The 25081-nt window shown below is 37.1% G+C and carries 22 protein-coding genes; 11 read left to right on the top strand and 11 right to left on the bottom strand.

The genetic code is table 11. The annotated features are described in order from the left end of the window. Positions 1–86: 86 nt before the first annotated feature. On the bottom strand, positions 87–2720 hold the full coding sequence (gene alaS / locus EFY79_RS04340) for an alanine--tRNA ligase (RefSeq protein ID WP_199727433.1): 2634 nt from the start codon (positions 2718–2720) through the stop codon (positions 87–89). Between the two features lie 159 nt (positions 2721–2879). Here alaS and EFY79_RS04335 point away from each other — a divergent pair, with 159 nt between their 5' ends. After that, the gene (locus tag EFY79_RS04335; RefSeq protein ID WP_123119461.1) at positions 2880–3362 is read left to right on the top strand and encodes a MerR family transcriptional regulator; all 483 of its coding nucleotides are present in this window, start codon (positions 2880–2882) and stop codon (positions 3360–3362) included. 97 nt (positions 3363–3459) lie between these two features. Beyond that, the gene (locus EFY79_RS04330; RefSeq protein ID WP_123119460.1) at positions 3460–4497 is read left to right on the top strand and encodes a 2-oxoacid:ferredoxin oxidoreductase subunit beta; all 1038 of its coding nucleotides are present in this window, start codon (positions 3460–3462) and stop codon (positions 4495–4497) included. Between the two features lie 4 nt (positions 4498–4501). Here EFY79_RS04330 and EFY79_RS04325 read toward each other — a convergent pair whose 3' ends face one another. Both EFY79_RS04325 and EFY79_RS21865 read right to left on the bottom strand, forming a co-directional pair. Then, a complete protein-coding gene (locus EFY79_RS04325; protein ID WP_123119459.1) occupies positions 4502–4747 on the bottom strand; it encodes a hypothetical protein in 246 nt (81 codons plus the stop codon). A gap of 13 nt (positions 4748–4760) precedes the next feature. Beyond that, positions 4761–4886, bottom strand: a complete 126-nt coding sequence (locus tag EFY79_RS21865) for a hypothetical protein (protein ID WP_262683607.1) — start codon at positions 4884–4886, stop codon at positions 4761–4763. 116 nt (positions 4887–5002) lie between these two features. On the opposite strand from EFY79_RS21865, the gene EFY79_RS04320 reads away from it, so the two are divergent. Next, positions 5003–6121 carry a glycosyltransferase gene (locus EFY79_RS04320; protein WP_158605146.1) on the top strand — a complete coding sequence of 373 codons (1119 nt, stop codon included), beginning with the start codon at positions 5003–5005 and terminating at the stop codon, positions 6119–6121. Between the two features lie 59 nt (positions 6122–6180). Here the strand turns inward: EFY79_RS04320 and EFY79_RS04315 are convergent, their stop codons facing one another. The 3 genes from EFY79_RS04315 to EFY79_RS04305 are packed head-to-tail and all read right to left on the bottom strand — an operon-like array spanning position 6181 to position 8598. Beyond that, the gene (locus tag EFY79_RS04315; protein WP_123119457.1) at positions 6181–6894 is read right to left on the bottom strand and encodes a phosphatidylserine decarboxylase family protein; all 714 of its coding nucleotides are present in this window, start codon (positions 6892–6894) and stop codon (positions 6181–6183) included. A 50-nt stretch (positions 6895–6944) separates the two neighbouring features. Further along, positions 6945–7625, bottom strand: coding sequence for a phosphatidate cytidylyltransferase (locus tag EFY79_RS04310; RefSeq protein WP_123119456.1), 681 nt, complete (start codon positions 7623–7625; stop codon positions 6945–6947). 16 nt (positions 7626–7641) lie between these two features. Then, positions 7642–8598 (bottom strand): CPBP family intramembrane glutamic endopeptidase, encoded by a 957-nt coding sequence (locus tag EFY79_RS04305; RefSeq protein WP_123119455.1) that lies wholly within the window; start codon positions 8596–8598, stop codon positions 7642–7644. A 121-nt stretch (positions 8599–8719) separates the two neighbouring features. Here EFY79_RS04305 and dusB point away from each other — a divergent pair, with 121 nt between their 5' ends. Further along, positions 8720–9757 (top strand): tRNA dihydrouridine synthase DusB, encoded by a 1038-nt coding sequence (dusB, locus tag EFY79_RS04300; protein WP_123119454.1) that lies wholly within the window; start codon positions 8720–8722, stop codon positions 9755–9757. A 39-nt stretch (positions 9758–9796) separates the two neighbouring features. On the opposite strand, the gene EFY79_RS04295 is transcribed toward dusB, so the two are convergent. From EFY79_RS04295 to EFY79_RS04280, 4 genes are all read right to left on the bottom strand, one after another. Further along, the gene (locus EFY79_RS04295; protein ID WP_123119453.1) at positions 9797–10363 is read right to left on the bottom strand and encodes a glutathione peroxidase; all 567 of its coding nucleotides are present in this window, start codon (positions 10361–10363) and stop codon (positions 9797–9799) included. A 94-nt stretch (positions 10364–10457) separates the two neighbouring features. Next, a complete protein-coding gene (locus tag EFY79_RS04290) occupies positions 10458–12587 on the bottom strand; it encodes a discoidin domain-containing protein (protein WP_148041848.1) in 2130 nt (709 codons plus the stop codon). A gap of 26 nt (positions 12588–12613) precedes the next feature. Further along, complete coding sequence (locus EFY79_RS04285) at positions 12614–13192, bottom strand: methyltransferase domain-containing protein (protein WP_123119451.1); 579 nt, start codon at positions 13190–13192, stop codon at positions 12614–12616. 64 nt (positions 13193–13256) lie between these two features. Continuing rightward, positions 13257–15182, bottom strand: coding sequence for an ABC-F family ATP-binding cassette domain-containing protein (locus EFY79_RS04280; RefSeq protein WP_123119450.1), 1926 nt, complete (start codon positions 15180–15182; stop codon positions 13257–13259). A 197-nt stretch (positions 15183–15379) separates the two neighbouring features. On the opposite strand from EFY79_RS04280, the gene rfbB reads away from it, so the two are divergent. The 6 genes from rfbB (at position 15380) to EFY79_RS04250 (ending at position 22212) form a co-directional block, all read left to right on the top strand. Then, entirely contained in the window at positions 15380–16432 is a 1053-nt protein-coding gene (gene rfbB / locus EFY79_RS04275) for a dTDP-glucose 4,6-dehydratase (RefSeq protein WP_123119449.1), read from the top strand. Positions 16433–16571: 139 nt separating this feature from the next. Further along, positions 16572–16940, top strand: coding sequence for a four helix bundle protein (locus tag EFY79_RS04270; protein ID WP_123119448.1), 369 nt, complete (start codon positions 16572–16574; stop codon positions 16938–16940). Between the two features lie 28 nt (positions 16941–16968). After that, positions 16969–17829, top strand: coding sequence for a glucose-1-phosphate thymidylyltransferase RfbA (gene rfbA, locus EFY79_RS04265; protein ID WP_123119447.1), 861 nt, complete (start codon positions 16969–16971; stop codon positions 17827–17829). Between the two features lie 9 nt (positions 17830–17838). Continuing rightward, complete coding sequence (locus tag EFY79_RS04260; RefSeq protein ID WP_123119446.1) at positions 17839–18411, top strand: acyltransferase; 573 nt, start codon at positions 17839–17841, stop codon at positions 18409–18411. A gap of 96 nt (positions 18412–18507) precedes the next feature. Beyond that, entirely contained in the window at positions 18508–19407 is a 900-nt protein-coding gene (locus tag EFY79_RS04255; protein WP_123119445.1) for a Gfo/Idh/MocA family protein, read from the top strand. 360 nt (positions 19408–19767) lie between these two features. After that, positions 19768–22212, top strand: coding sequence for an SLBB domain-containing protein (locus EFY79_RS04250; protein ID WP_123119444.1), 2445 nt, complete (start codon positions 19768–19770; stop codon positions 22210–22212). 116 nt (positions 22213–22328) lie between these two features. Here the strand turns inward: EFY79_RS04250 and EFY79_RS04245 are convergent, their stop codons facing one another. Beyond that, the gene (locus EFY79_RS04245; protein ID WP_158605145.1) at positions 22329–23339 is read right to left on the bottom strand and encodes a class I SAM-dependent methyltransferase; all 1011 of its coding nucleotides are present in this window, start codon (positions 23337–23339) and stop codon (positions 22329–22331) included. 212 nt (positions 23340–23551) lie between these two features. On the opposite strand from EFY79_RS04245, the gene EFY79_RS04240 reads away from it, so the two are divergent. Further along, on the top strand, positions 23552–25051 hold the full coding sequence (locus EFY79_RS04240; protein ID WP_123119442.1) for a lipopolysaccharide biosynthesis protein: 1500 nt from the start codon (positions 23552–23554) through the stop codon (positions 25049–25051). The last annotated feature ends 30 nt before the right edge of the window (positions 25052–25081 follow it).

Genomic DNA, 25081 nt, shown 5'->3' with positions numbered 1-25081 from the left:
ATTAAAACGGCAGAAATAAAAACCAATAATTTTTGGCGATTAATAGATTAACGTTAACATAAAATTGAAATGCAATCAGTGGAAAATCAGAGCAGGCTTTTTACATTTTGTATTACTGCTTCTAACCCTGAAGCGTCTTGTCCGCCTGCTGTAGCCATAGTTTTTTGGCCTCCTCCTCCGCCCTTTATCAATGGCGCTACCTTTTCTTTAATTATTTTGACTGCGTCAGTATTTTTAAGAGAAATGAATTTTTCATCCACAGCTATCACTACATTTGGCTTGCCCTCAATGTCAGCACAAAGAAGAATCAAATAATTTTCCTGGTTCTCTTTTACAAGTGAAGCCAATTTTTTTAGTGCGGCGGCATTGGAAACGAGAACCACCTGGCCTATAAAATGAACGCCGTTTATCAAAACAGAATTTGCCTTTATTTGTTTGTTTACTGTCTCAAGTATCTGTAACTCCATTTGGTCTACCTGCTTTTTTAAGCCCTCTCTTTCAGTCAACAAATTTTCAAGTGCAGCAATCGTGTCCTTTGGATTTTTTAATTGCTCTTTAAGTGATTTTAATTCGTTTAATTCCTTATTGATAACGTCTTCGGCAGCTTTGCCACTTACTGCTTCAATTCTTCGCAAACCAGCTCCAACAGCGGTTTCATTGATAATTTTAAAATAACCTAATTCGCCTGTATTGCCCACATGCGTACCACCACACAGTTCTATTGAAAAGTTTGGATCCATCATTACCACACGAACCAAATCTCCATATTTTTCGCCGAAAAGAGCCATGGCACCTGTTTTCAGGGCCTCTTCCTTGGGCATCTGCTGAATCACCACAGGAATACTTTTCCTTATTTTTTTATTTACAATTGATTCAACTTTTTCAATTTCTTCATTTGTCATTTTACTGAAATGAGAAAAATCAAACCTCAAATAATCTTCATTCACCAAACTTCCTTTTTGCTGCACATGCGTTCCCAACACTTTTCTTAATGCCGCATGCATCAAATGCGTAGCACTGTGATGAACAGCAGTTTTATTTCTTTTTTCTACATCAATTTTTGCAACAACACCTGAAGAAATATCACGCGGAAGCTTTTCGGTAAAATGTAAAATCAATTCATTTTCTTTTTTGGTATTAATGACGGGTATTGACTCCTGATCAAAAATCAATTGGCCGGTATCGCCCACCTGGCCGCCGCTTTCTGCATAAAAGGGAGTGGTGTCCAGCACAATTTGATAAACTTCTTTCCCCTTTGATTTTATTTTCCTGTATTTTAAAATTTTGCTTTGCGTTTCAAATTTTTCATATCCGACAAAACCATCTCCTTCATTTTTATTTACAGCGATCCAATCTTCTGTGTCAACAACAGATGCTGCACGGCTTCGATTTTTTTGCTGCTGCATTTCTTTTTCAAAACCAGTTTCATCAACAGCCAAATTATTTTCTGCGGCAATTAACCGGGTAAGATCAATCGGGAAACCATACGTGTCATATAATTCAAAAGCAGTTTTCCCGTCAATATTTTTTTCTTCCTGTAAAAGCAATTCCAATCTTTTTAATCCTGCATCCAGGGTTCTCAGAAAACTATTTTCTTCTTCATGAATCACTTTGGCAACAAAATCCTTTTGCTCATTCAGATTCGGAAAAACATTTTTGAATTGTTCTGCAATCAGAGGAACGAGTTTAAAAAGCAACGGTTCTCTTACATCGAGATAAGAAAAATAATATCGCACAGCTCTCCGCAAAATTCTTCTTATAACATAGCCAGCGCCTATGTTTGAGGGCAATTGCCCGTCAGCAATTGGAAATGCTATCGCACGAATATGATCAGCTATTACACGAAAACTAATTGCTTCTTTCGAATCAGAATAATCATATTTTTTCCCTGAAATTTTCTCTATTGCTTCAATTGTTCCTGAAAAAATATCAGTATCATAATTGCTTTTTTTATTTTGAAGAACCCTCACCAATCTTTCAAACCCCATTCCGGTATCAACATGTTTTGCGGGCAACAATTCCAATGAACCATCTTTTTTCCGGTTATATTGAATGAATACGATATTCCAGATTTCAATTACCTGAGGATTGTCTTTGTTAATCAAATCTTTTCCGGCAATTAATTTTTTTTCTTCGGCGCTGCGGCAGTCCACATGAATTTCCGTAGATGGCCCACATGGGCCGGTATCGCCCATTTCCCAAAAATTATCTTTTTTATTTCCAAAAATAATCCGGTCTTCATCAATATTTTTTTTCCAGAAATTGAGAGATTCCTCATCGCGCGGCAATCCTTCCTTTTCATCGCCTTCAAATACAGAAACGTATAAATCTGCTTCCGGTATTTTATAAACTCCGGTGAGTAACTCCCATGCAAAATCAATTGCCTTTTCTTTAAAATAAGGCGGCGGTTCTTTAGTTGCGTTTCCGAAGCTCCAGTTGCCCAACATTTCGAACATGGTATGATGATAGGTGTCAACGCCTACTTCTTCCAAATCATTATGTTTTCCACTTACGCGCAGGCACTTTTGAGTATCTGCTACCCGCGAGTAAGGCGCCGGTGAGTTTCCCAAAAAGTATTCTTTAAACTGGTTCATTCCTGCATTGGTAAACAGTAATGTAGGATCATTTTTAATTACAATTGGTGCGGACGCAACAATTTGATGTTCTTTGCTTTTAAAAAAATCAAGGAAATGCTGTCTTATTTCTCCACTGCTCATCATAAAGGGTGCGAATTTTTTAAGATCGGTTTGGCTTTTAAGAAAGTATATTTGTTATAGAAAATGTTAAACGCAGCAAAGGTATTTGGTTTAAACCCATTTACAAACTGTAAAGACCTGGCGAAAAATCTGTTTTAATCTTTTAATCCGAAAATTCTGAATATGCCACTTACGCAAATTAGCTTTTCATTTGACAGGGAAGAAAAATATCAGAATCCAACAAAGGAAGCAGTAAAGCAACAAATAAAGCCAAAATCAAAGCGCGGCAGAAAAAGTCTTAAAGAATACAATGCCGAACCGGACGTTGTAAAAGTGCCTGAAGATGAAATACTTTTTCAAAAACAATATTATTCAATAGGAGATGTGGCTGACATGTTTCACGAAAACACTTCCCTGATCAGATACTGGGACAAGGAATTTGCCATTCTAAAGCCGAAAAAAAATAAAAAAGGCGACCGGTTTTTCAGGCCGGAGGATGTCAAGAATCTTAAAATGATTTATCATTTGCTTCGTGAAAGAAAATATACAATTGAAGGAGCAAAGGAATTTATCAAGAACAATAAGGCTGCGGGTGAGAAACATGAGCTTATTGAATCGTTGGAAAAAGTAAAGATGTTTCTGTTGGAATTGAAAAATAACCTGTGATGGGCTGCTTTGAAGTGCATAAAATTTTCCCTATTTCACAAATACATTAACTTTCAGATGCTGTGTATATGCTAACTTTGTTATTTAATAAAAAAAAATGACTGAAATTGCGATCGCTTCCCAAAAACTAACTGCAAAAGATTTTGCTACAGACCAGGAAGTGCGTTGGTGCCCCGGTTGTGGCGATTATTCAATACTCGCGCAGGTTCAAAGAGTGTTTCCGACTTTAGGAATCCCAAAGGAAAATTTTGTAATTATTTCAGGGATTGGATGCAGCAGCCGGTTTCCATATTATATGAATACCTATGGAATGCACAGCATTCATGGCCGGGCTACTGCAATTGCCAGCGGCCTGAAAGCGACCCGTCCTGAACTGAGCATTTGGATTGTAACCGGCGACGGAGATTCACTGAGCATAGGAGGAAACCATACAATTCATTTGCTGCGGCGGAATTTTGACGTGAATATATTGCTTTTTAATAATGAAATTTATGGTCTCACCAAAGGGCAGTATTCCCCGACCAGTGAACAAAAGAAAGTTACCAAAAGCTCCCCTCTCGGAAGCATCGACCATCCGTTTAACCCTGCAGCGCTCGCTTTGGGCGCTGATGCTACATTTGTGGCAAGAACTATGGACAGGGATCCCAAACATTTGCAGGAAATGCTGTTAAGGTCAGCACGTCACAAAGGAGCGTCTTTTCTCGAAATATATCAGAATTGTAACATTTTCAATGATGGAACTTTTGAAATATTTACAGATAAAAAATCTAAACCGGAAGAAACTATTTTCCTTGAACAGGGCCAACCCTTGGTTTTTGGAACGGATAAAAATAAAGGAATCCGCATGGACGGCTTACAGCCACAAGTTGTTGATTTAACACAAGATGTAAGTGTAAATGACCTGTGGATTCATGATGAAAAAGATTTTTATAAAGGGCAGATTTTAACGAGGATTTTTGAAGACGCTAAAAATCCGGAACACCATTTTCCCAGGCCGTTTGGTGTATTTTATGAAACTGAGAGGCCCTGTTATGAAGATATTATGGCTAATCAAATTGATGAAGCCAAAGCAAAGGCCACCGCTGACCTTGACCGCCTGTTAAGAGGAAAGGAAGTATGGGTGATAAAAGAATAAACCTTTAATTTTTGTTAAACAAAAACACGAAAGGTTTTAAGATCTTATTGCTCAATGTTTCGCGTACAATCTTTTTGTTCGAAGAAATTTTATACTTGTTTACGTTAACCACTTCGTAAACGGATACAAGGTTTTCGACCTTTTCAGCATAGAATAAAAGCTCGTGAAGTAGCTCGACTTCCTGCTCAATTGATTGGGGGTTAGATTTTTCTTTGAACAATACCAATAGATCCCTGTTGAATTTGTCCATTTTTGATTGGTTTTTAATAGCCTACCATGCCGCTATTATGTGGACATCCACATTTGCTTTTGCGGGAAGCGCTGCAGCTCATCACAATCACAGACAGGATTACCAATAATATTACCAAGGTTTGGGTTACGTTTTTCATTTAATATCCGAATATTTGTAAAAACTGAAAAATCACTAATCCGTCAGAATAAGCGAATTCTCAATAATTGATAATACCAAATTAAACTATTTTCACCAATAAATATTGTAAATTTTTTGAAGAAAAGTGAAAATTTATATAATCCGCACCAAAGGCCCCGGGTAATTGTAGCGCCGTTGGATTGGGGACTGGGGCATACAACCCGCTGTATTCCAATTATTAGAGAACTTATCTTTTTAAACTGTGAAGTTTTTATTGTGGCCGATAAAGCGTCGTTTTTACTTTTAAAAAAAGAATTTCCATTTGTACAATTTTTGCAATTCAAAGGCTATGAAATCACCTACAGCCAGAGAAAAAGATTTTTTAGTTTAAAATTGTTTTTTCAAATACCAGCCGTTTTTTATAAAGTATTAATTGAAAAGCGATGGCTGACGAAAGTCATAAAGCAGTATTCAATCGATGCCGTTATTTCGGATAATCGTTTTGGGATGTACAGCAATAAAGTACCCTCTTTTTATATTACCCACCAGCTTTTTATTAAAACAGGAAGTCGTTTTTCAGAGAAAATTGGGCAAAAAATTCATTATTACTTTATAAAAAAATATTCCGCTTGCTGGGTTCCGGACCGGGAAAATGACGGGCTGGCCGGCAAACTTTCCCATCCAAAAATATTACCTCCTAAAACGAAATACATTGGGCCATTATCCCGGTTTAAACCCATAGCCCATTCGGATTATATTTATGATTTGCTGGTTATACTTTCGGGGCCGGAGCCGCAAAGAACGATTTTTGAAGATCTTTTATTTCGTCAAATAGTAAACCTCAAGGGAAAAATCATGTTTGTCAGAGGTTTGCCGGCTGCAACAGAAAAGCCAGCCAATTTTAATCGGGTAACTATTGAAAATCATATTCCTTCAGATGAATTAAACCAGCTGCTAGCCGAATCCAGGCTGGTTGTATGCCGAAGTGGCTACACATCCGTGATGGATTTATCAGTCTTGCAGAAGAAAGCCATTTTAGTACCCACGCCAGGCCAAACCGAACAGGAATACCTGGCTGAATACCTTTTGGAAAAGCAATATTTCTACACAGAAAGCCAGAAAAATTTTTCAATTGTGGATGCTATAACAAAAGCGACTTCATTTCCCTTTAAGAAACCCGTTTTGCAAATGGATGAATATAGAAAAATACTTGCCGAATTGGTAGCCTCTTTGCGGGCAAAAATGCCAAAATAAAATATTGAATTATTTCCTGTCCGACTGATTCGGTCAGGCGGGGCTGGCTTACTTTCTTTTTAAACCGATACAGAATCGTTTCCGCCAGTATTTGGCTCGTCAACGGGAACAAGTGTATCAATGGTTGCCAGCACAGTAATGCCGCCTTTCACTTTTTGATTGAGAGCCACATTCAACTCCGTTCCCACGGGCAACAAAACATCCACGCGGCTTCCAAACTTTATGAATCCCATTTCATTTCCCTGAGAAACGTATTCGCCCACTTTAAGGTAATTTACAATCCGTTTGGCCATCGCACCGGCAATTTGCTTTACTAATATAACCGCGCTGTCACTTTTAATTACCACTGAATGGCGTTCATTTTCAGTGGATGACTTTGGATTCCACGCCACTAAATATTTGCCCTTGTGATATTGGCTGTATTCTATCTTCCCCGACATGGGAATCCGGTTTATATGCACATTGGCCGGGCTCATAAAAATAGATACCTGCAATCTTTTATCCTTAAAATATTCAGGCTCCATTGTTTCTTCAATCACTACCACCTTGCCATCTGCCGGGCAAATAACCTGGTGATGGGCAACAATAAAATTTCTTTTGGGTGACCTGAAAAATGAGATAATAAAAAGTAGTGCAATAAGACTAATTCCAAACACCACCCATGACAAAAAAGGGTTTTGAGCGCTAAAAAAATAAAAGAAAATAATATTAATTGCCCCAAAAATCAAAACTGTAATAGCAATAGTGCGGTATCCTTCTTTATGAATATTCATTAGCCATGTTTGAAATACAAAGATAAAAATTGAACAGCAGACTATTCCGTTTAATTCACTATAAATATTGCATAATATACGAAGACAAAGGGAATAGCCACCAGCATCGAATCAAACCGGTCTAAAAATCCGCCATGGCCCGGCATTAGCGAACCGCTATCTTTAACATTTGCCATTCTTTTCAGTTTGCTTTCAAGCAAATCACCCAACGTTCCAAAAATGGCGCAAAACAAGCTGATTACAATCCAATCTCCCACTGTATAAAAGGAAGTAAAGTAACCAATTAATGAGATTACAAACACACAAAGGATAATGCCTCCATAGGTTCCTTCTTTTGTTTTTTTAGGAGAAATGGAAGACAAGGGTGTTTTGCCAATGAGCGAGCCTACAATATATGCCATCGTGTCGTTTATCCAAATTGAAAAAACAATACCACACGGGATGGCTTTTAAAAAATTATCGCTAACCGCTGAAGGATTATTTACTCTCATCCAAATCATCAATACGATTGGGAGAGTGATATAAAGCAATCCCAAGACGCTTTTCAGCTTATAATTGGCCGCATCAATTTTCTTAAGTAATCTTATAAATTCCACCCAGCATCCAAAATGGACAATCGTAAATAATATTATAAAACTCCATTTATTCCAAAGCAATCCGGCAAGCATTACCAGCGCAAAAATGATTGCTGTAAGTGCGCGCGTCCGGAATGTTTTAATATCAAAGGCCATCTGGTAATTATAAAAGTTAAGCTATCCAATTATGAAAATCATCAGGGTCTTCTTCAGGTATCCTGTATTTTTGCTGTTCGGCCAACGAAAATTCACGGAATTTCTGAAAGGAAAAAATTAGCAAAATCAAAGCGATTACGCCGGCCCAAATAGGAAAATTTTCTTCGATATCTTTTGATTGTGCAGCAGGCCCTGATGTCATTGTTACGATATAAAGCACCGTAACCTGCACACCATTATACAGGAAATGAAAAAGTATGCTTAGCCAAAGGCTGCCACTGTAGTAAAATACGAGCCCGAGGAATATGCCAAGAGCAAACCGCACAAAGAAACCATAATAAGAAATGTGAACAGCGCTGAAAATAATGGAAGTTAAAATGATAGCAATCCATGGGCCTTTGAACCACCTGGTTAAAATATTTTGAATTCCACCCCTGAAACAAACTTCTTCAAAGATGGCTGGCAAAAGCGCAATAATTACCATTGAAATCAAATATCTGGGAAAGGAATTAATATTAATCAGGGCTTTTTCTTCGGTCATACGCTCTGCTTCTTTGGCCTTGAAATAAACTTCCCAGCTATGCGGAATGGGAATCAGCTTTGTTATTTCTGCCAATGCGCCGGATAAGGGAAAGGTGAGGATGAGAATAGCGATGACCATCAATACCTGCCTGTAATTAAACCTTGTATTGAAGCCCATAAATCTTACAGGATCGCGATAGGATATTAAGGCAAAAAGATAAACAGGAAGAAAAAACATCATGAAGGTAGAAACAGCCTGCATCCACATGATAGCGTTGTAATATTTTGGATTGAAAATATCCGTCGACAATGTACCTACTTCTCTTCCTGTCATCGCTAACCAAATCACGACAGAAATTATTGAACCTAAGACAACACCGCCTCCGATCAATCCCAATAAAATTCCCAATTGGGTTGAATAGCTAAATTTTCCCGAATTTCTGTTCATCATTTTTAATGAAAGTATTTAAGTGCGTAAATTTACAGCCGAATTTTTTTTAAACAGATTTAAATGAGCGCTTTATGATAAACGGAAATAAAGCCTAATTTATATTTAAAACCAATTATCTAAATTGATTAAAATAGGTAACATCCAGCTTCCCGATTTCCCTTTGTTGCTCGCGCCCATGGAAGATGTAAGCGACCCGCCGTTTCGCGCGGTTTGCAAAGATAACGGAGCGCACCTGATGTACACGGAATTTATCAGCAGCGAAGGATTAATTCGCGACGCTATCAAAAGCAAAAAGAAATTAGACATTTTTGATTACGAAAAACCGGTTGGCGTCCAGATTTTTGGTGGCGATGAGGATAGCCTTGCACTTGCGGCGAAAATCGTTGATGCTACCAATCCGGATATTTTGGATATAAATTATGGTTGCCCGGTGAAGAAAGTAGCGATGCGCGGAGCAGGAGCCGGCGTTTTAAAAGATTTGCCTTTAATGATTCGCTTAACCGATGCCGTCGTTAAGAGCACAACTTTGCCGGTAACTGTAAAAACAAGATTGGGCTGGGATGAAGACACCAAAAATATTGAAGAGGTGGCGGAAAGATTGCAGGACGTAGGTATACAGGCGTTGGCAATTCATGGGCGCACACGTGTACAAATGTATAAAGGAAGTGCCAACTGGGAATTGATTGCGAAGGTGAAAGAAAATCCGAGAATTAGAATTCCTGTTTTTGGCAATGGAGATATTGATTCTCCTCAAAAAGCAGTGGAATATAAAAATAAATACGGCGTTGACGGCATTATGATTGGGCGCGCAGCCATCGGTTATCCATGGATTTTTAATGAAATTTCACATTACGTAAAAACCGGTGAAATTCTTCCTGCGCCTACCGTTGAAGAAAGGGTGGCGGTTTGTAAAAAACATTTGATAAAATCTTTTGAATGGAAAGGCCCTGTGGTGGGAATTAACGAAATGCGCCGCCATTATACCAATTACCTGAAAGGATTGCCTAATATAAAAGAGTATCGTGGAAAGTTGGTAACGTTGAAAGAAGTAGATGAAATTTTAGAGGTTTTAGATGATATCGTAATCCATTATTCGGGTTACGAATTTGAGAAAACGCCGATAGAATTGATTAATTATCATGAAAAATGTCCCGTTTAAAACCACAAGGTTCCCGACAATCGCAATGAGAAGCGAAATCTATAGGTTTATATCCATCGGTGAAACAGAAGACGAAAATACTTTTTGCAAATTTCCATTTTCATCTACCAGGTATTTATAAAAATTCCATTCAGGCTCAATATCATTCCAACCATTTTTATTTTTGTCCGAAAGCCATTGATAAACGGGTTGTTTTTCTTTTCCTGTCACATCATCTTTCTTAAACAAAGGAAAAGTTACTCCATAATTTATCTTGCAAAAATTACTGATTTCATCATCGCTTCCAGGTTCCTGCTTGCCAAAATTATTTGCCGGAAAACCAAGAATAACAAGATTTTCAGCCTGTTCGTATAATTTTTGCAGCTCTTCATATTGAGGCGTATAGCCACAAAGAGAAGCGAGGTTTACAATCAACACTTTTTGATTTTTAAATTTTTCAAAAGAAATTTCTTCGCCGTTGTTTAGAGTAGCTTTCAGGGAATAAAAATCCTGCGGAGGTTGAACATTGTCTTTATTTTCATAAATATTAATTCCCATACCTGTCAATTTTGAAAGTTTCATTTGTAATGGATAGAGTGAAGTTATAATTTTTCGTTTCAGGCTCATTGTTTAAAGATTAGTGAAGGCTTCAATAGTAAAGCAACCCGCCTGACCGAATCAGTCGGGCAGGAAATACACCGATTTTTTATCTCCCTTTCCTTTAATTAACCACGGTTAAAGAAAAAGGCGGTAATGTGATTGATGAAGTTCCATTAATTTTTTTAATAACCGGCGGCATTGATTTGGACGGATGGCCATACAGGCCATTGGCTTTCCACCTATATTGTTCCTTACTATATTGAATTAGCTTTGTTGGATTCCACCCAACAGATTTACTTAAATCCGAATTTTGAATTTTTATACTTATTGAAAAAGTTTTGTGGGGATTTTTATTGATAAGCATTACAGACCAATTACCAAGTGAAGAACGAAGCGCGTAAGCTGAAACGATTGATTGACCTTTTTTATTTTTGATATTACATTCCGTTGGAAAAATTTCTAAAACCGAATCCATTGGCTGTGCCCAAAAATGGGTTATCATTCTGGTTCCATAAAAAGCAGCGGTTTTGTAATTTATTTTACCGGAATCATTCAATCCCAAAAGCATATTGTTTCCGTATCCGCAATTAAATGATTGTTGCAGAAACGCTGGTTCGTAGCCATATAAAAAGCTTTTTTTTCCTCCCGTCTCCATAAATTTTCCAAGAATATCTGCATACATCAGAGCACCCTGAATTTCAACTTCAGGTTTGCCTTCGTAGGCAGAATAACCATATTCTGTTACATACATTGGCGTTTTCTCCGGTAAAACATTTTGAATATTCTTCATGGCTGTTGAAAGCATTGATGGAGCCGCAATTAGCTGTGGAGCTGATGGTGCGCAAAGGTCATCAAACGGATACCACTCAAAAGAAAAAAAGCTAAAAAGATTTATTCTGTTATGGCTTTTTAAATAATTTAAGAAAAGCGCGGTCCACTTCGCTTCTGTAAAAGTGGTGCTGTCTTCGGGTTCTGGTGAAAGAGAAGCAAAACAAGGGCCGCCCATTTGAATCGTACTATCTACACTCCTTAATTTCTTTCCTAATTGAAAATACAAAGCGCCGTAATCCGTTGGCGCAACTAATTGCCCCTCGGGCTCTTCGCCCATTTCCAATTCATTTACCGGGTACTTTTTTCTTTTCAAATATTTTAAAAGAGCCATCATATTTTCCGGCGTGCCATACAGCAAAGCCATTGGCATTAAAGCCGGTTCATTCGCAGTTAAACCGTCATTAAAAAAACGATCTATCCCCGGCTGTTCTACATTTGGGTCAATATCTTTTGAAGTATGCCATGAATCTGTTGAAGAAACATGGATTACACTTTGCCCGTGATTGGAAGAATGACGGACATAATCATGAAATATTCCTTTGGAATCTTCAAAGCCAACTTCAATTTCTTTGATGGCAAAACCCAATTTATCACGAATGTCTTTGGAAATCTGGCTGGAAGTATAGGAGCTATTGGAAAAAGAAATTCTTATAAATTGAACCGGCAAAGGTTTTCCAGAAATCTTTTTAACTGAATTTATTTGGTCACTGCCGAAAGTATCGTTAGGAAATGAATGCCAGATGTTGGGTTCAAAAGGATCAAAATATTGAGGATCATTTCCTTTGGCATAATTTACTGTATAACTTAACGCATAAGGGTTCCCCCATTTTATTTTCAACGCATTTATACGATATTTTTTTCCCAGGTTAATAATCACCCATTGTGGATGAAGCTTATTTGATTCATGAGTAAAAGTAGAATCCAGGTAAGGGTTGCTTTTCCAAAAAGTAGCGGTATCTCCATCATCAATTTTCGAATAGCCATCATCGTTAGCCTGGTCGTGTGTATTGCCTCTTCTCGGCAAACGAAATCCGTTGGAAAGGATGATTGGCTCATCAGAAATAGAATCTGAAATCCAGTAACCTTGTTGATGAATGCTATCACTCCATTTTCCCTTCGGATTCCAGTGCCAAACTTCGCCGGCAAGTTCAGTGCGGAGGCGATAACTTACGGGTTTTATCCCTGCAGATTTCATGACAGCAATATTTGCGGGAGTAAGCATTTTATCGATGTCTCCTTTGAAATGCCCATCGATTGCGCCGCCTATAAATTGCGAAGGAATAAAAGTATTTACGGGATGCGCCGGTGAATAAAGAATTTGAACTATTCCCTTGTTTACTGATTGTGAAAATATCCGGCCATTAAAAAGTGCAAATAAAAAAAATAAAAGTATTTTAATGAAATAACTTCCGGTTTTCATTTTGTGATTTTTATTGCCGGTTAAGGCTACACTTTTATCCAAAATTTTAAAAAATCATTGTAATCAGTTTTCACCACTTCATATCCCCGGGGGATTTCGCTTCCAAAACTGTGATAGGTGACAAGACGGGTGCCAGCTTGCTTTTTATCCAATTGCTTATATAAATACCGGTTGTAAAAATTATACAAATCTTCAGAATATCTTATGGAATAATCAATCTTTTGGGTACCAGGAACATTTTCATAAAAGGAATTGTAAAAATAAAAATTATCAAACTTTCTAAAATCAATATTGCAAATATTGTCGCAGATAAATGAAACATTATTTAACTCAAGTTCTCTGGCAAGATCGTCTGATATATCCACCAGGCTTTGCCTTTGTTCAACGCCATAAAAATTAGTAAGCGGATATTCGTGCGCAGCCACCAGGCAAAATTTTCCTGCGCCACTTCCAATATCCAGCACTTTTACCTCCGGCGAAGTTGCTAAAAATGCAGCCGCTTTTTTCGCAACTTCAATGCGTGTCCAATGTTTTTCTGCTGCGTCCTGTATGGGTTTGGGATAGTGTGAATTAAAATTAAGATCGGAAGCGAACCAGTTCTTCATTTTTATTAACTACTTATTTACCTAAAATAAAAATCGATTCTTTTTGTTTGTTTACTATAAAAAACTATAATGCTGCTCTTTCACTCAATTCAAGCCAACGCATTTCTTTCTTATCTATCATTACAATTATCTCATTGATTCTTTCTGAAGTTTCCTGAAGCTTTTTAAATTCCTGCGATCCGTTGCTTAATTTCACTTCCATCAATTTTTTTTCTTTCTCCAAATCAGCAATTTCTTTTTCTAATTTTTCAAACTCCGTTTTTTCTTTGTAAGAAAGCTTTTGTGTTTCGTTTTGTTCTTCCTTCTGCTTCACACTATCATCCGCGGGCATTTTAGTTTCTGCTTTTTGCTTTGAGCCTTCACCGTTCTGCTTTTTGTTTTCATTGTTTTCTTCCAATTGTTTCCAAAGCCTGTATTGCGAATAATTTCCGGGAAAATCCCTGATAACACCATTTCCTTCAAAAGCAAAAAGATGATCGACGAGACGATCCATAAAATACCGGTCGTGACTTACAATTAAAATACAGCCCGGAAAATCCTGTAAAAATTCTTCCAAGGTTCTTAAGGTTTGCAAATCCAGGTCATTTGTTGGTTCATCAAGCACCAAAAAATTAGGATTTTTAAAAAGAATACTCAGTAAATGCAAACGCCTTTTTTCACCACCACTTAATTTGCTTAATGGCGTAAATTGTTGCTGCGCCGTGAAGCCGAATTTCTCCATGAATTGCGAAGCGCTGATCTTGCTTCCATCAGCTAATGGAAAAAATTCAGCAAAATCTTTTACATATTCTATCGCTCTTTTATCTTCTTTATACTGCAAACCTTCCTGTGCGAAATTGCCAAAAACAATGGTTTCGCCATGATTTATTTTTCCGCTATCCGGAGGAACAATATCCAGCGCCACTTTTAAAAAAGTAGATTTCCCCGTCCCATTTTTTCCGACAATTCCGACCCTTTCTCCTTTTTTAAAAGTATAATCAAACCCTTTCATGATCACTTTGTCGCCATAAGATTTATGCACTTTTTTCATCTCCAGCACCTTCCCACCCATGCGCGTCATTTTCACCTGCAACGAAACTTCGACTACTTCCTTTTTCTGGCTCACGCGTTCTTCTACTTCTGCAAAAGCGTCCTGGCGGCTTTTTGATTTTGTCGTACGTGCCTTTGGCTGCTTGCGCATCCATTCCAATTCTTTCCGGAAAATATTTTTATCTTTTTGAAATTCACTTTGCTGAACTTCCTGCCGCATTGATTTTTGTTCTAAAAAATAATCGTAATCACCTTTATAAACATAAATTTTTTCATCGTCCAATTCTACAATTTCGTTACAAACTTCATCCAAAAAATAACGATCGTGCGTTACCAATAACAACGTGCTTTTATTGCTCGCCAAAAAGTTTTCCAACCATTCAATCATTTCTACATCCAAATGATTCGTAGGTTCATCAAGAATCAACATACACTTTCCTTCATGTAATTGCGCTTCTATCAAAGCCTGCGCAAGCGCTACCCTTTTTCGTTGTCCGCCACTCAGATTTTTCACCGGTTCATTCAGATGATGCAAATTTAATTTTCCCAAAATCTGTTTTAAATCACTTTCAAAAGTCCACGCGTTGGCCTCAGTAAGTTCTGTTATCAATTCGCTTATTCTGGTTTCATTTGGCACATCATCTTCCAAAAGCATTTCATATTCTTTCACCAGCTTCACCACCGGATTATCAAGATTTAAAACGTTATCCCAAATAGACAAATCATTTTCAAAAGCGGTTTCCTGTTGCAGCATTATCACTTTCACATCTTTATGAATCCAAACAGTTCCCGAATCGGGCGTATCCAGGCCGGCAATAATTCTTAAAAGCGTTGATTTACCACTTCCATTTCGGGCCACAAAAGCAATTTTGTCGCCTTCTTCAATATAAAAGCTGATGTCTTTAAAAAGTGTTCTAATCCCGAATGATTTTTTTAAATTTTCAATTGAAGCGTAATGCATAGCGGGCAAAGGTAAACCGGAAATTAGTTAATTGGTTGTTAGCTTAAATCGGTTGAATCCATTATTAGCTTTATTTTAGAAAAAATAGCAATCATCAATAAAAGTCGCTTTACTGCAATCTCATCCTGGCTCGTTCCGGTTTTCAATGCAGAAATTAATCAATATTTTTGCAAACCTTTAAAAATCGAAAATACTAAATGGAAAAAGTAATATTAATCACCGGTGGCGCAGGTTTTATCGGATCACATCTGACAAGATTATTTGTGAATAAATACCCGGATTATACAATTGTAAATCTTGATAAACTTACTTACGCAGGCAATCTTGAGAATCTGAAAGACATTGAAGATAAACCGAATTATACTTTTGTAAAAGGTGATATTCTCGATATGGAATTAGTAAAAAATATTTTTGAAAAATATCATTTCACCAACGTGCTTCATACTGCAGCTGAAAGCCACGTTGATCGCTCGATCACTGATCCTCTTGCGTTTGTAAAAACCAATGTTTTGGGCACAGCTTCATTGTTGCAGGTGGCAAAAGAAGCGTGGAAAGATAATTTTGAAGGAAAATTATTTTACCATATTTCTACAGATGAAGTGTATGGAAGCCTGGGCGAAGAAGGGTTTTTTACAGAAGAAACAGCGTATGATCCACGCAGCCCGTATTCCGCATCCAAGGCGTCTTCCGATCATTTTGTAAGAGCGTATTACCACACCTATAATTTCCCGGTAATCATTTCAAATTGTTCTAATAATTATGGCCCGTTTCATTTTCCTGAAAAATTAATTCCGCTTTCTATTCATAATATTATCAATAAAAAATCCATTCCGATTTATGGCAAAGGTGAAAATGTTCGCGATTGGTTATACGTGGAAGATCACGTGAGAGCGATTGATACGATTATGCATAACGGAAAAATTGGTGAAACGTATAATATCGGAGGCCATAATGAATGGAAAAATATTGACATCATTAAAGAATTGTGTAGGCAAATGGATGAAAAATTAGGAAGAGAAAAAGGTGAATCAGAAAAGCTGATCACTTTTGTGAAAGACAGGGCGGGCCACGACTTGCGCTATGCAATTGATGCTACAAAATTGAATAATGAATTAGGCTGGAAACCTTCTTTACAGTTTAAAGAAGGTTTGTCAAAAACTATTGACTGGTATTTGGATAATGAAGATTGGCTGAAAGGGGTAACCAGCGGAAATTATCAGAATTATTATGAAGAACAGTATGGGGAATAAGTTTAGAGTTTAGAGTTTAGAGTTTAGAGTTTAGGGTTTAGGGTTTAGTAGCAAATGCTGAATTCAAACATTTCCCTGATTTTTGTTACATTCATTCATTGGCGGTCTACTCAATTTATTCACTTAAACCTACAAAGTTTTGCATACTTATTCATTTGAGAAATTAGAAGTTTGGAAGCTTGCGAAAGATTTATCTGTTTTTTTATATAAAATAACTGCTAAATTTCCTGTGGAAGAAAGATTTGTTCTCGTATCACAAATACGTAGAGCAAGTGTTTCTATTGCGAGTAATATTGCGGAGGGAAGTAGCAGAATTAGTCAGAAAGATCAGGCATATTTTTATACCATTGCATTTTCAAGCACAATTGAAGTTTTAAATCAATTAATCATTTGTGAGGAACTTGAATTCATCAATCAAGATCAATTGGTGGAATGCAGATTAAAAGTAGAACATATTACCAGAGCCTTGAGCAAATTAAAACAGTCCATTCTAAATCCTAAACCCTAAACCCTAAACCCTAAACCCTAAACTATAAATGAAAGGAATTATTCTGGCAGGCGGCTCCGGCACACGGCTTTATCCAATCACAATGGGAATCAGCAAACAATTAATGCCGATTTATGATAAGCCGATGATTTATTATCCGCTATCAACTTTAATGTTGGCAGGAATAAAAGAGATTTTAATTATCACTACTCCCGAAGACCAGGCGCAATTTAAAAGATTATTGGGCGATGGAAGCCAGTGGGGATGCGAACTTCATTATGAGATACAGAAAAAACCAAATGGTCTAGCGCAGGCTTTTGTGATTGGCGAAAATTTTATTGGAAAAGATGCCGTGGCGTTGGTTTTGGGTGATAATATTTTTTATGGAAGCAGGTTTTCTCATTTGTTGCAACAATCTGCAAATCCTGATGGCGCGGTAATTTTTGCTTATCCTGTTGTTGATCCTGAAAGATATGGAGTGGTTGAGTTCGATAAACAAAATATCGCGATAAGTATTGAAGAAAAACCAAAAAATCCCCAATCAAATTATGCGGTTCCGGGCTTATATTTTTACGATAATTCGGTGGTAGAAATTGCAAAAAACATTGCGCCATCGCCCCGCGGTGAATATGAAATTACGGATGTAAACCGAAAATACTTAGAAGATAAAAAATTAAAAGTTGCCGTGCTTGACCGTGGTTTTGCCTGGCTTGACACCGGCACTTTTGAATCATTGCATGATGCTTCAGAATTTGTGAGAGTGATAGAAAAACGGCAGGGATTTAAAATCGGTTGCCTGGAAGAAATCGCATACCGCATGCATTTTATTGATAAAGGACAACTTCTTTCCCTGGCAAAAAAGTTTGAAAAAAGCGGCTACGGCGAATATCTAAAACATATTGAAAAATAAAACGAGATTATGAGTTATTACGTTCACCCCTCTTCAATTATAGATGACAATTGTGAAATCGGAGATGGCACAAAAATCTGGCATTTCAGTCATGTAATGAGCGGCGCAATAATTGGAAACAGCTGCAACCTGGGGCAAAATGTGGTTGTTTCTCCAAAAGTGGTTTTGGGAAATAATGTGCGTGTGCAAAATAACGTCAGTATTTATGAAGGCGTAATTTGTGAAGACGATGTTTTTCTGGGACCTAGCATGGTTTTGACCAATGTAATTAATCCACGAAGCGCAGTAAGCCGTAAAGATCAATACAAAAAAACCCTGATCAAAAAAGGAGCAAGCATTGGCGCCAATGCGACGATTGTTTGTGGAAATACGATTGGCGAGTTTGCGTTTATTGGTGCAGGTGCTGTTGTAACCAAAGATGTTCCTGCTTTTGCATTAATAGTAGGAAACCCCGGAAGACAAAAAGGCTGGATGAGCGAATTCGGTCATAAGCTTATTTTCAATTCAGAAAACATCGCGGTTTGCCCTGAAAGCCAACAGGAATACAGATTAGAAAATGGTGAAGTAAAAAGAATAAAATAATTTTTTGCAACTGCAGTAAATAAAAAATCCCGGATAAATGTTTATTTACTGTATGGATTTATTTCTAAATGATTTTTAAATGAGAGAAATTTAATAATGAAAAATTTTGCATTGGTAGGCGCTGCAGGTTATATAGCGCCACGTCATATGAAGGCGATAAAAGATACGAAAAATAACCTGATAGCTGCCCTGGATAAAAATGATTCTGTCGGAATTTTGGACAGTTATTTTCCTGAAGCTGATTTTTTTACAGAATTTGAACGCTTCGACAGGCATATTGAAAAACTAAAACGCAAGGGAATTAAAACAGATTTTGTGAGTGTGTGTAGCCCCAATTATTTGCATGACGCACACATACGTTTCGGTTTACGTGTAGGCGCCGACGTTATATGCGAAAAACCTGTTGTATTAAATCCGTGGAATATTGATGCCCTTGCAGAAATAGAAAAAGAAACGGGTAATAAGATATTTACTATTCTCCAGTTAAGATTACACCCGGCAATCGTTGTCTTGAAAGCGAAAATTGATTCACAAAAAGATGGCAAAATTCACGACGTAAATCTGGATTATATCACCAGCCGCGGTCATTGGTATTATGCAAGCTGGAAGGGCGATATTCAAAAGAGCGGTGGCATTGCGACGAATATTGGCGTTCATTTTTTTGACATGCTAATGTGGATTTTTGGGGATGTAAAAGAAAATATCGTAAACGAACATTCAAGAGACACAGCTTCGGGAATTTTAAAATTAGAAAAGGCTAATGTAAAATGGAGATTAAGCATCGATGCTAATAATCTGCCGGAAGAAATAAGGGCAGCGGGCAAACGCACTTACCGGACGCTTGATATTGATGGCGAATCTTTCGAATTCAGCGAGGGATTCACCGAACTTCATACCAAATCTTACCAAAATATTTTAGAAGGCAAAGGATTTCCGTTGATGGAAACAAGAAAGGCCATACAACTGGTGCACGACATCAGAAAGTTTAATAAATAAGTTGTCAGTTAGTAAAGCAACAATAAGCCGCGTTATTATTTTTGGAAATCGAAGGTTCCTTGCTGTTCGAAAAATAGTTTTCTTTGAATTTGATGGCATTTTAATTTGCCTGTCAGCGATATATATTCATTACTTGTTGCCCGTACTGAAATAAGAAAAAGAGCGCAACAATCAAGGTTTTTCGCATTTTTTTGTACATTACATGTGAAAATTAAACTAGTGTTCCTTTATTTAAAAAACACCGGCTAAATGTCCGATAACTAACCCCTTAGCTACAATATGGCAAATCAAAATAGTATTAACTTCGCTGCCAATTTTAAAATCCGTATCTACTGACCAGTAGCTATAAAAGATGAATCAATGAAAAAAGTCAGAACAACTGTCATTTTTATAATAATGCTTATTTGTGGACTTTCGTCTTTTGCCCAAAATGGTTTCCTGGATTTTAAAGATTTAAGCAATGTAAACATCGATAATTATAGCGACAAACAGATTCTGTCTCTCTATAACCAGGCGCAGGCCTCAGGCTTTTCCAATTCCGAATTGATAAGCAAGTTATCCGATAAGGGAATGCCGCCCTCTGAAATTGAAAAATTAAAGACAAGGCTGGAATCGATCGGCTTCAAAAAACAAAGCGATATTTCAAACCACACCTCTTCATCCTCAGAAGAAGTTGGCCACATGTATGATACCTCGGGTAAAGCGCCGCCTGTTGAACCTTTCCAGAATGATAATTCCATTTTTGGATCTGAACTTTTTACAAGCAATAGCCTTGTGTTCGAACCTAATTTAAGAATTCCGGCTCCTGCCGGCTATGTTTTAGGCCCGGATGATGAACTCATCATTTCTGTATATGGTTACAGCGAAAAAAAATATAATCTCACTATAAACGAATCAGGTGAAATATATATCCCGAATGTAGGGCCCGTGTATTTGAACGGTCTCAGTATTGAAGAAGCTTCTCAACAAATTAAAACAAAGCTGGCTTCCACCATTTACCGGGCTATCAATACCGGAAAGACAAAAGTGGCGGTAACGCTGGGAAAAATAAGGAGCATTCGCGTAACCGTGATCGGCCAGGCGAAAAAACCAGGCACCTACACAGTTTCCTCTTTAACCACGCTCTATAATATCCTCTATTTGTGCGGCGGGCCTACTTCTATGGGCAGCTATCGCGATATTGAAGTGATCCGGGGCAACCAGCTAAAAAGACGCGCTGACTTATACGATTTTTTGGTTGATGGAAATCAAAAGGATAATATCATCCTGCAGGAAGGAGATGTAATTCGGATACCTTATTATAAAAAAAGAGTTACCCTTTCAGGAAATGTAAAAAGAGAAGGCAAATTTGAATTGCTCGAAAACCAGACCTTCAATGATCTTTTAAGATACAGCGGCGGATTTACAGATAATGCGTATAAAGGAGCTGTAACTGTAATCAGGATTACAGATTCAGTAAAAAAAATAATCGATTTAAGTTCAGATGATTTCAAGGATTTTGTAATTAGCGGAAGCGATCAATATATTGTAAGGAAGCTGCAGGATGAATTTGCCAACCGCGTTTTTATTTCAGGATCTGTATTGCGGCCGGGGCCTTACCAATTAACGCCAGGGCTCACTATCGCGTCATTAATTCAAAAAGCAGGCGGATTTAAAAGAGATGCTTATATAAATAGAATTTCTATTTTCAGGTACCTGGAAAATAAAATGCCTACGATGGTTTCCGTAGACCTTAACAGCGATAAACAGAATAACGAAAATTTGCAATTGGTAAAAGACGATTCTGTTGCGGTACATTCCATATTTGAATTCCATGACAGCAACTATGTTACCATTGAAGGAAACGTCAGGAAACCATCAACCTTACCATGGCGCCAGAATCTTTCGCTCAGGGATGTATTGCTTGCTTCCGGAGGGATTGCAGAATCAGGAGATTCAACAAATATTGAGATAACAAGAAGGATCAAAAATGCCAATGTTGATATTATTAACCACAATGAAAGCGAAATCCTCAATATCAATCTCGAATCAAAAGATGAAAAAGCGGAAGACGTAACCCTTGAGCCTTACGATATCGTGATTGTAAAAACCCTTCCCGGATTTAGTACCCAGCGCACCGTACTTTTAACAGGCGAAGTAAAAAGCCCCGGCCGGTACGGTTTGCAAAAAAGCGGTGATAAAATTGATGATATCATTAAACGAGCAGGAGGTTTTAAAGCCTCGGCCGATAGTTCTTCCATTACTATTCGCAGAAGTATTCAATCTGATTTATCAACGGTGGAAAGGGAAAAACTTTTTCAACGAATTTTAAATATAAATCCCGACAGCATTTCATTGCATCCGCGGGTGCGGGAAGAGATATATAAATCGTATGATTTGATAAACGTCGATCTGACTAAGGCGCTGGCAGATCCGAAAAGTTCTGAAAATTTAATTCTGGAAGATGGCGATGTTTTGACAATCAGCAGAAACTCTAACCTGGTAAAAATTTCCGGGGAGGTTTACAACCCGACCATCATCCCGTATAAAGAAAATAAGAATTTAAAATATTATGTACAACAGGCAGGTAATTTTACTCCGTATGCAAGAAAAACGGGGGCGCTGGTAATATACCCGGATGGGAAAGCGGCTTCGGTAAAACATTTTCTTTTCTTCAAATCTTATCCTCATGTTACGCCCCGTTCTGAAATATTTGTACCACAAAAAAATAAAAGCAACAAATCAAGGCTGGGAATAGGGGAAATGGCGCTTATTGTTTCTGCCATGGGCATCTTATCGAATGTGATAATTAATATTACAAAATAAAGCATCCTGCGTTTATCAGATAAAATTGAATTAATAACGGTGTCCCCGATGGAAACAAGGTGCTGATTGGTTTCAACTTAAAACCGCAAATTTTTCAAGTTTTGAACGCCACACGTTTATCTGTTCTTTTTCAAGATTACACAGAGTACATTATTTCTGTTTATATTTTTTTTATGGGTTAAAAACTGTATAAAAAAAGGTTTAAAATATTTTTTAAAAGCAATTTTAAGCTTGCCTTTTGTCCCTTTCGCTTTTCTTAATGGTGCAGGTATTATTACTTTTCCATTGCGGTCAAGCACAGGCGCTCTATTCTTTATTTTATAAAACTGATTATAAAAAATAAAACGGGTAACATCAATATGCGTCTTATTAAAGTCTGAAAAATTAAAAAATGAAAGCGACAGATTTTTTTGTTTGGCTATCGATTTAAATGAAGTTTCGGAAAGCCATGTCAGATGGACAGGGGGTAATTCTGTTTCCCAAATTTCTTCAGAAGAAAAGGATGATTTATTGGGAGTGGTAATTATAAGCTGCCCATCATTTTTTATAAGTTTCAACAGGGCATCACAAAAACCTGCTGGGTCAGAGATATGTTCAATCACTTCAGTAAGAATGATTACATCAAATCTTCCTTCGTTATCGTTTCTAAATTCATAAATATCCCCGCAGATAAAATAATCACCGAATTTAATCTTAGCCTGCTCCACGGCATCGGAGGAGATATCTAAACCTACTATATTAAATCCTTCTTTTCTAATCGCATAAGTCAGATACCCAAGCCCTGCTCCGACTTCTAATATTCGTGCTTCTTTCCCGACATCCTTTTCCAAAATCTCTTTTATAGAAAAATAGACAGCTTCCTTATTAGCCAGATAATCCAGGGGATTTTTTTGGGAGGTGATTTCATTTGCATAAAGCGTATACCTACTATAGCCTGGAATAATATCAGCGTGAGAATAAATTTTGTCATAAATATTTTCATTTATAACATGCGGCCATGCAAAAGATGTATTACAAGAAGAGCAATGATAAATAGTAAACGTTTCTCCTTCCTGATACCCTTCAAGGTTTTCCAATTTTATGTTGGCAGGATGATTACAAATAATGCAATTAATTTCTTCCGGCATAAATTTTATTCTCTTCTGTACAATTTCAAACTTCTGTTGGTAACAGAAGTCGTGACTTTGAAATAGTAAAGATATGCGATGGTTATTTAAACCAGGAATCAGAATCAACTCAGGATTCATAGATTTTTCGGCAATTTGTCCAATAAACTTCCATTTGGTAGTTTTACCAATTTTCTAAAGCTTACTTATGATTACCAACAGAAAAATATAGAATGAAAAATAGCAAGCTTTTTAAAAATTCGTGGTTTTCTGTTTTTCAAACAATCGTGGTGGCGATAGTAGCCATATTGCTTTTTAAATTAATGGTAGTTCATCTGGGGCTGAAAATAACAGGCCTTTGGTCTTATTTATCATCACTTACTGCTATTACCGCATTTGGCAGTTCCGGCTTTGCGAATGCCTTACTGTTTTTTATTCCAAAATATCAATTCGCGCAGAATGATGCGAATGTAAAAACCCTTATTAATACCTCTTTTGTTGCCGTATTAAGTATAAGTATTGTTTTATGCATCTTGGCTTACAGCATTTTTATTTATATAATTCCCTTTACGGTAAATGCGGATATGGTAAGTATTGCCAACAGTTTATTGCCTTACATAGTGTTGTCATTTTTTTTTTCGTCGCTGGCTACTAACTATCTTTCTGTTTTGGATGGCCTGATGCTGATGGATGTTCGTTCAAAAATAAATATGGCCGGCGCGGTTATTTTTTTGTTGGCCGGATTTATTCTGCTGCTAAAAATTGGTATTATAGGCATTCCTATAGCACAGTTAATTCAAAACATTTTTTTATTGATTGCATCTTTTGTTGCTGTGAAAAAAAATATTCCCTCTTATAGATTCTCTGTCGAGTTTAACAAGCGCGTATTTAAAAGTATTTTCAAATATGGTTTCAGTTTTCAATTGCTGTCTGTTACCCAGATAAGTGACCCTTTTATGAAAGCCATGATCACCAAATATTCCGGAAGTGACATTACAGCCATTTTTGACTTTTGTGTAAAACTGCTAAGCGTATTCAGAAGCCTGATCATTTCTGCCAATCTGAGCATCGTACCCCAGATTAGCATTTTTAAAGCGCTTGGAAAAGTGAACAGGATCAAAACTTTTTATAAAGCCAATTTCAAACTGGTTTTATTATTCAGCCTGATTTTCTTCTTATCACCTTTGGTTTTATCTGACACCATTTCTCTTTTTTTTCTGAATAAAACAAGCAGTGATTTTAATTTTATATTATTTACGGTGGCAATAGGGCTATTGGTAAATGCACTGGCATTTCCGGCGCATTTCAGCAATTTGGGCACAGGTAATTTAAAATGGAATGTGATTAATAATTTTATTACAGCACTATTGATATTCATCCTGGCGCCTCTGATGGGCAAATACATCGGTGGGAAATATATAGCATTGAGTTGGTCAATCTCTGCAATTGTTGGCGCAATTGTTCTTATCGCCAGCTACAGTAAGCAAACAAATACTTCGATTTTTTATTTTTTTAATAAGAATATCTTTTTAATAATTGGGTCAATATTGTGTGCGGGTATTTTAAATAAGTATCTCAACGGATTGCCAATAATAAATAACTCTCCACTGACAATATTTTTTATTAATTTATTGGTGCTGGCGCTATTTATCTTTTACCCGCTTTATAAAAATGATACCCTTGGCAAAATAAAAGACAGATTAGTGGCCAGGTATTCGGCAAGGCGGCAGTGAACAAACAAATGATGCCAATTTTATTTTCGG

Origin of the sequence: Hanamia caeni (assembly GCF_003721595.1) — a bacterium.
Classification (GTDB): domain Bacteria; phylum Bacteroidota; class Bacteroidia; order Chitinophagales; family Chitinophagaceae; genus Ginsengibacter; species Ginsengibacter caeni.
This window is presented reverse-complemented; position numbering and strand designations above follow the sequence as displayed.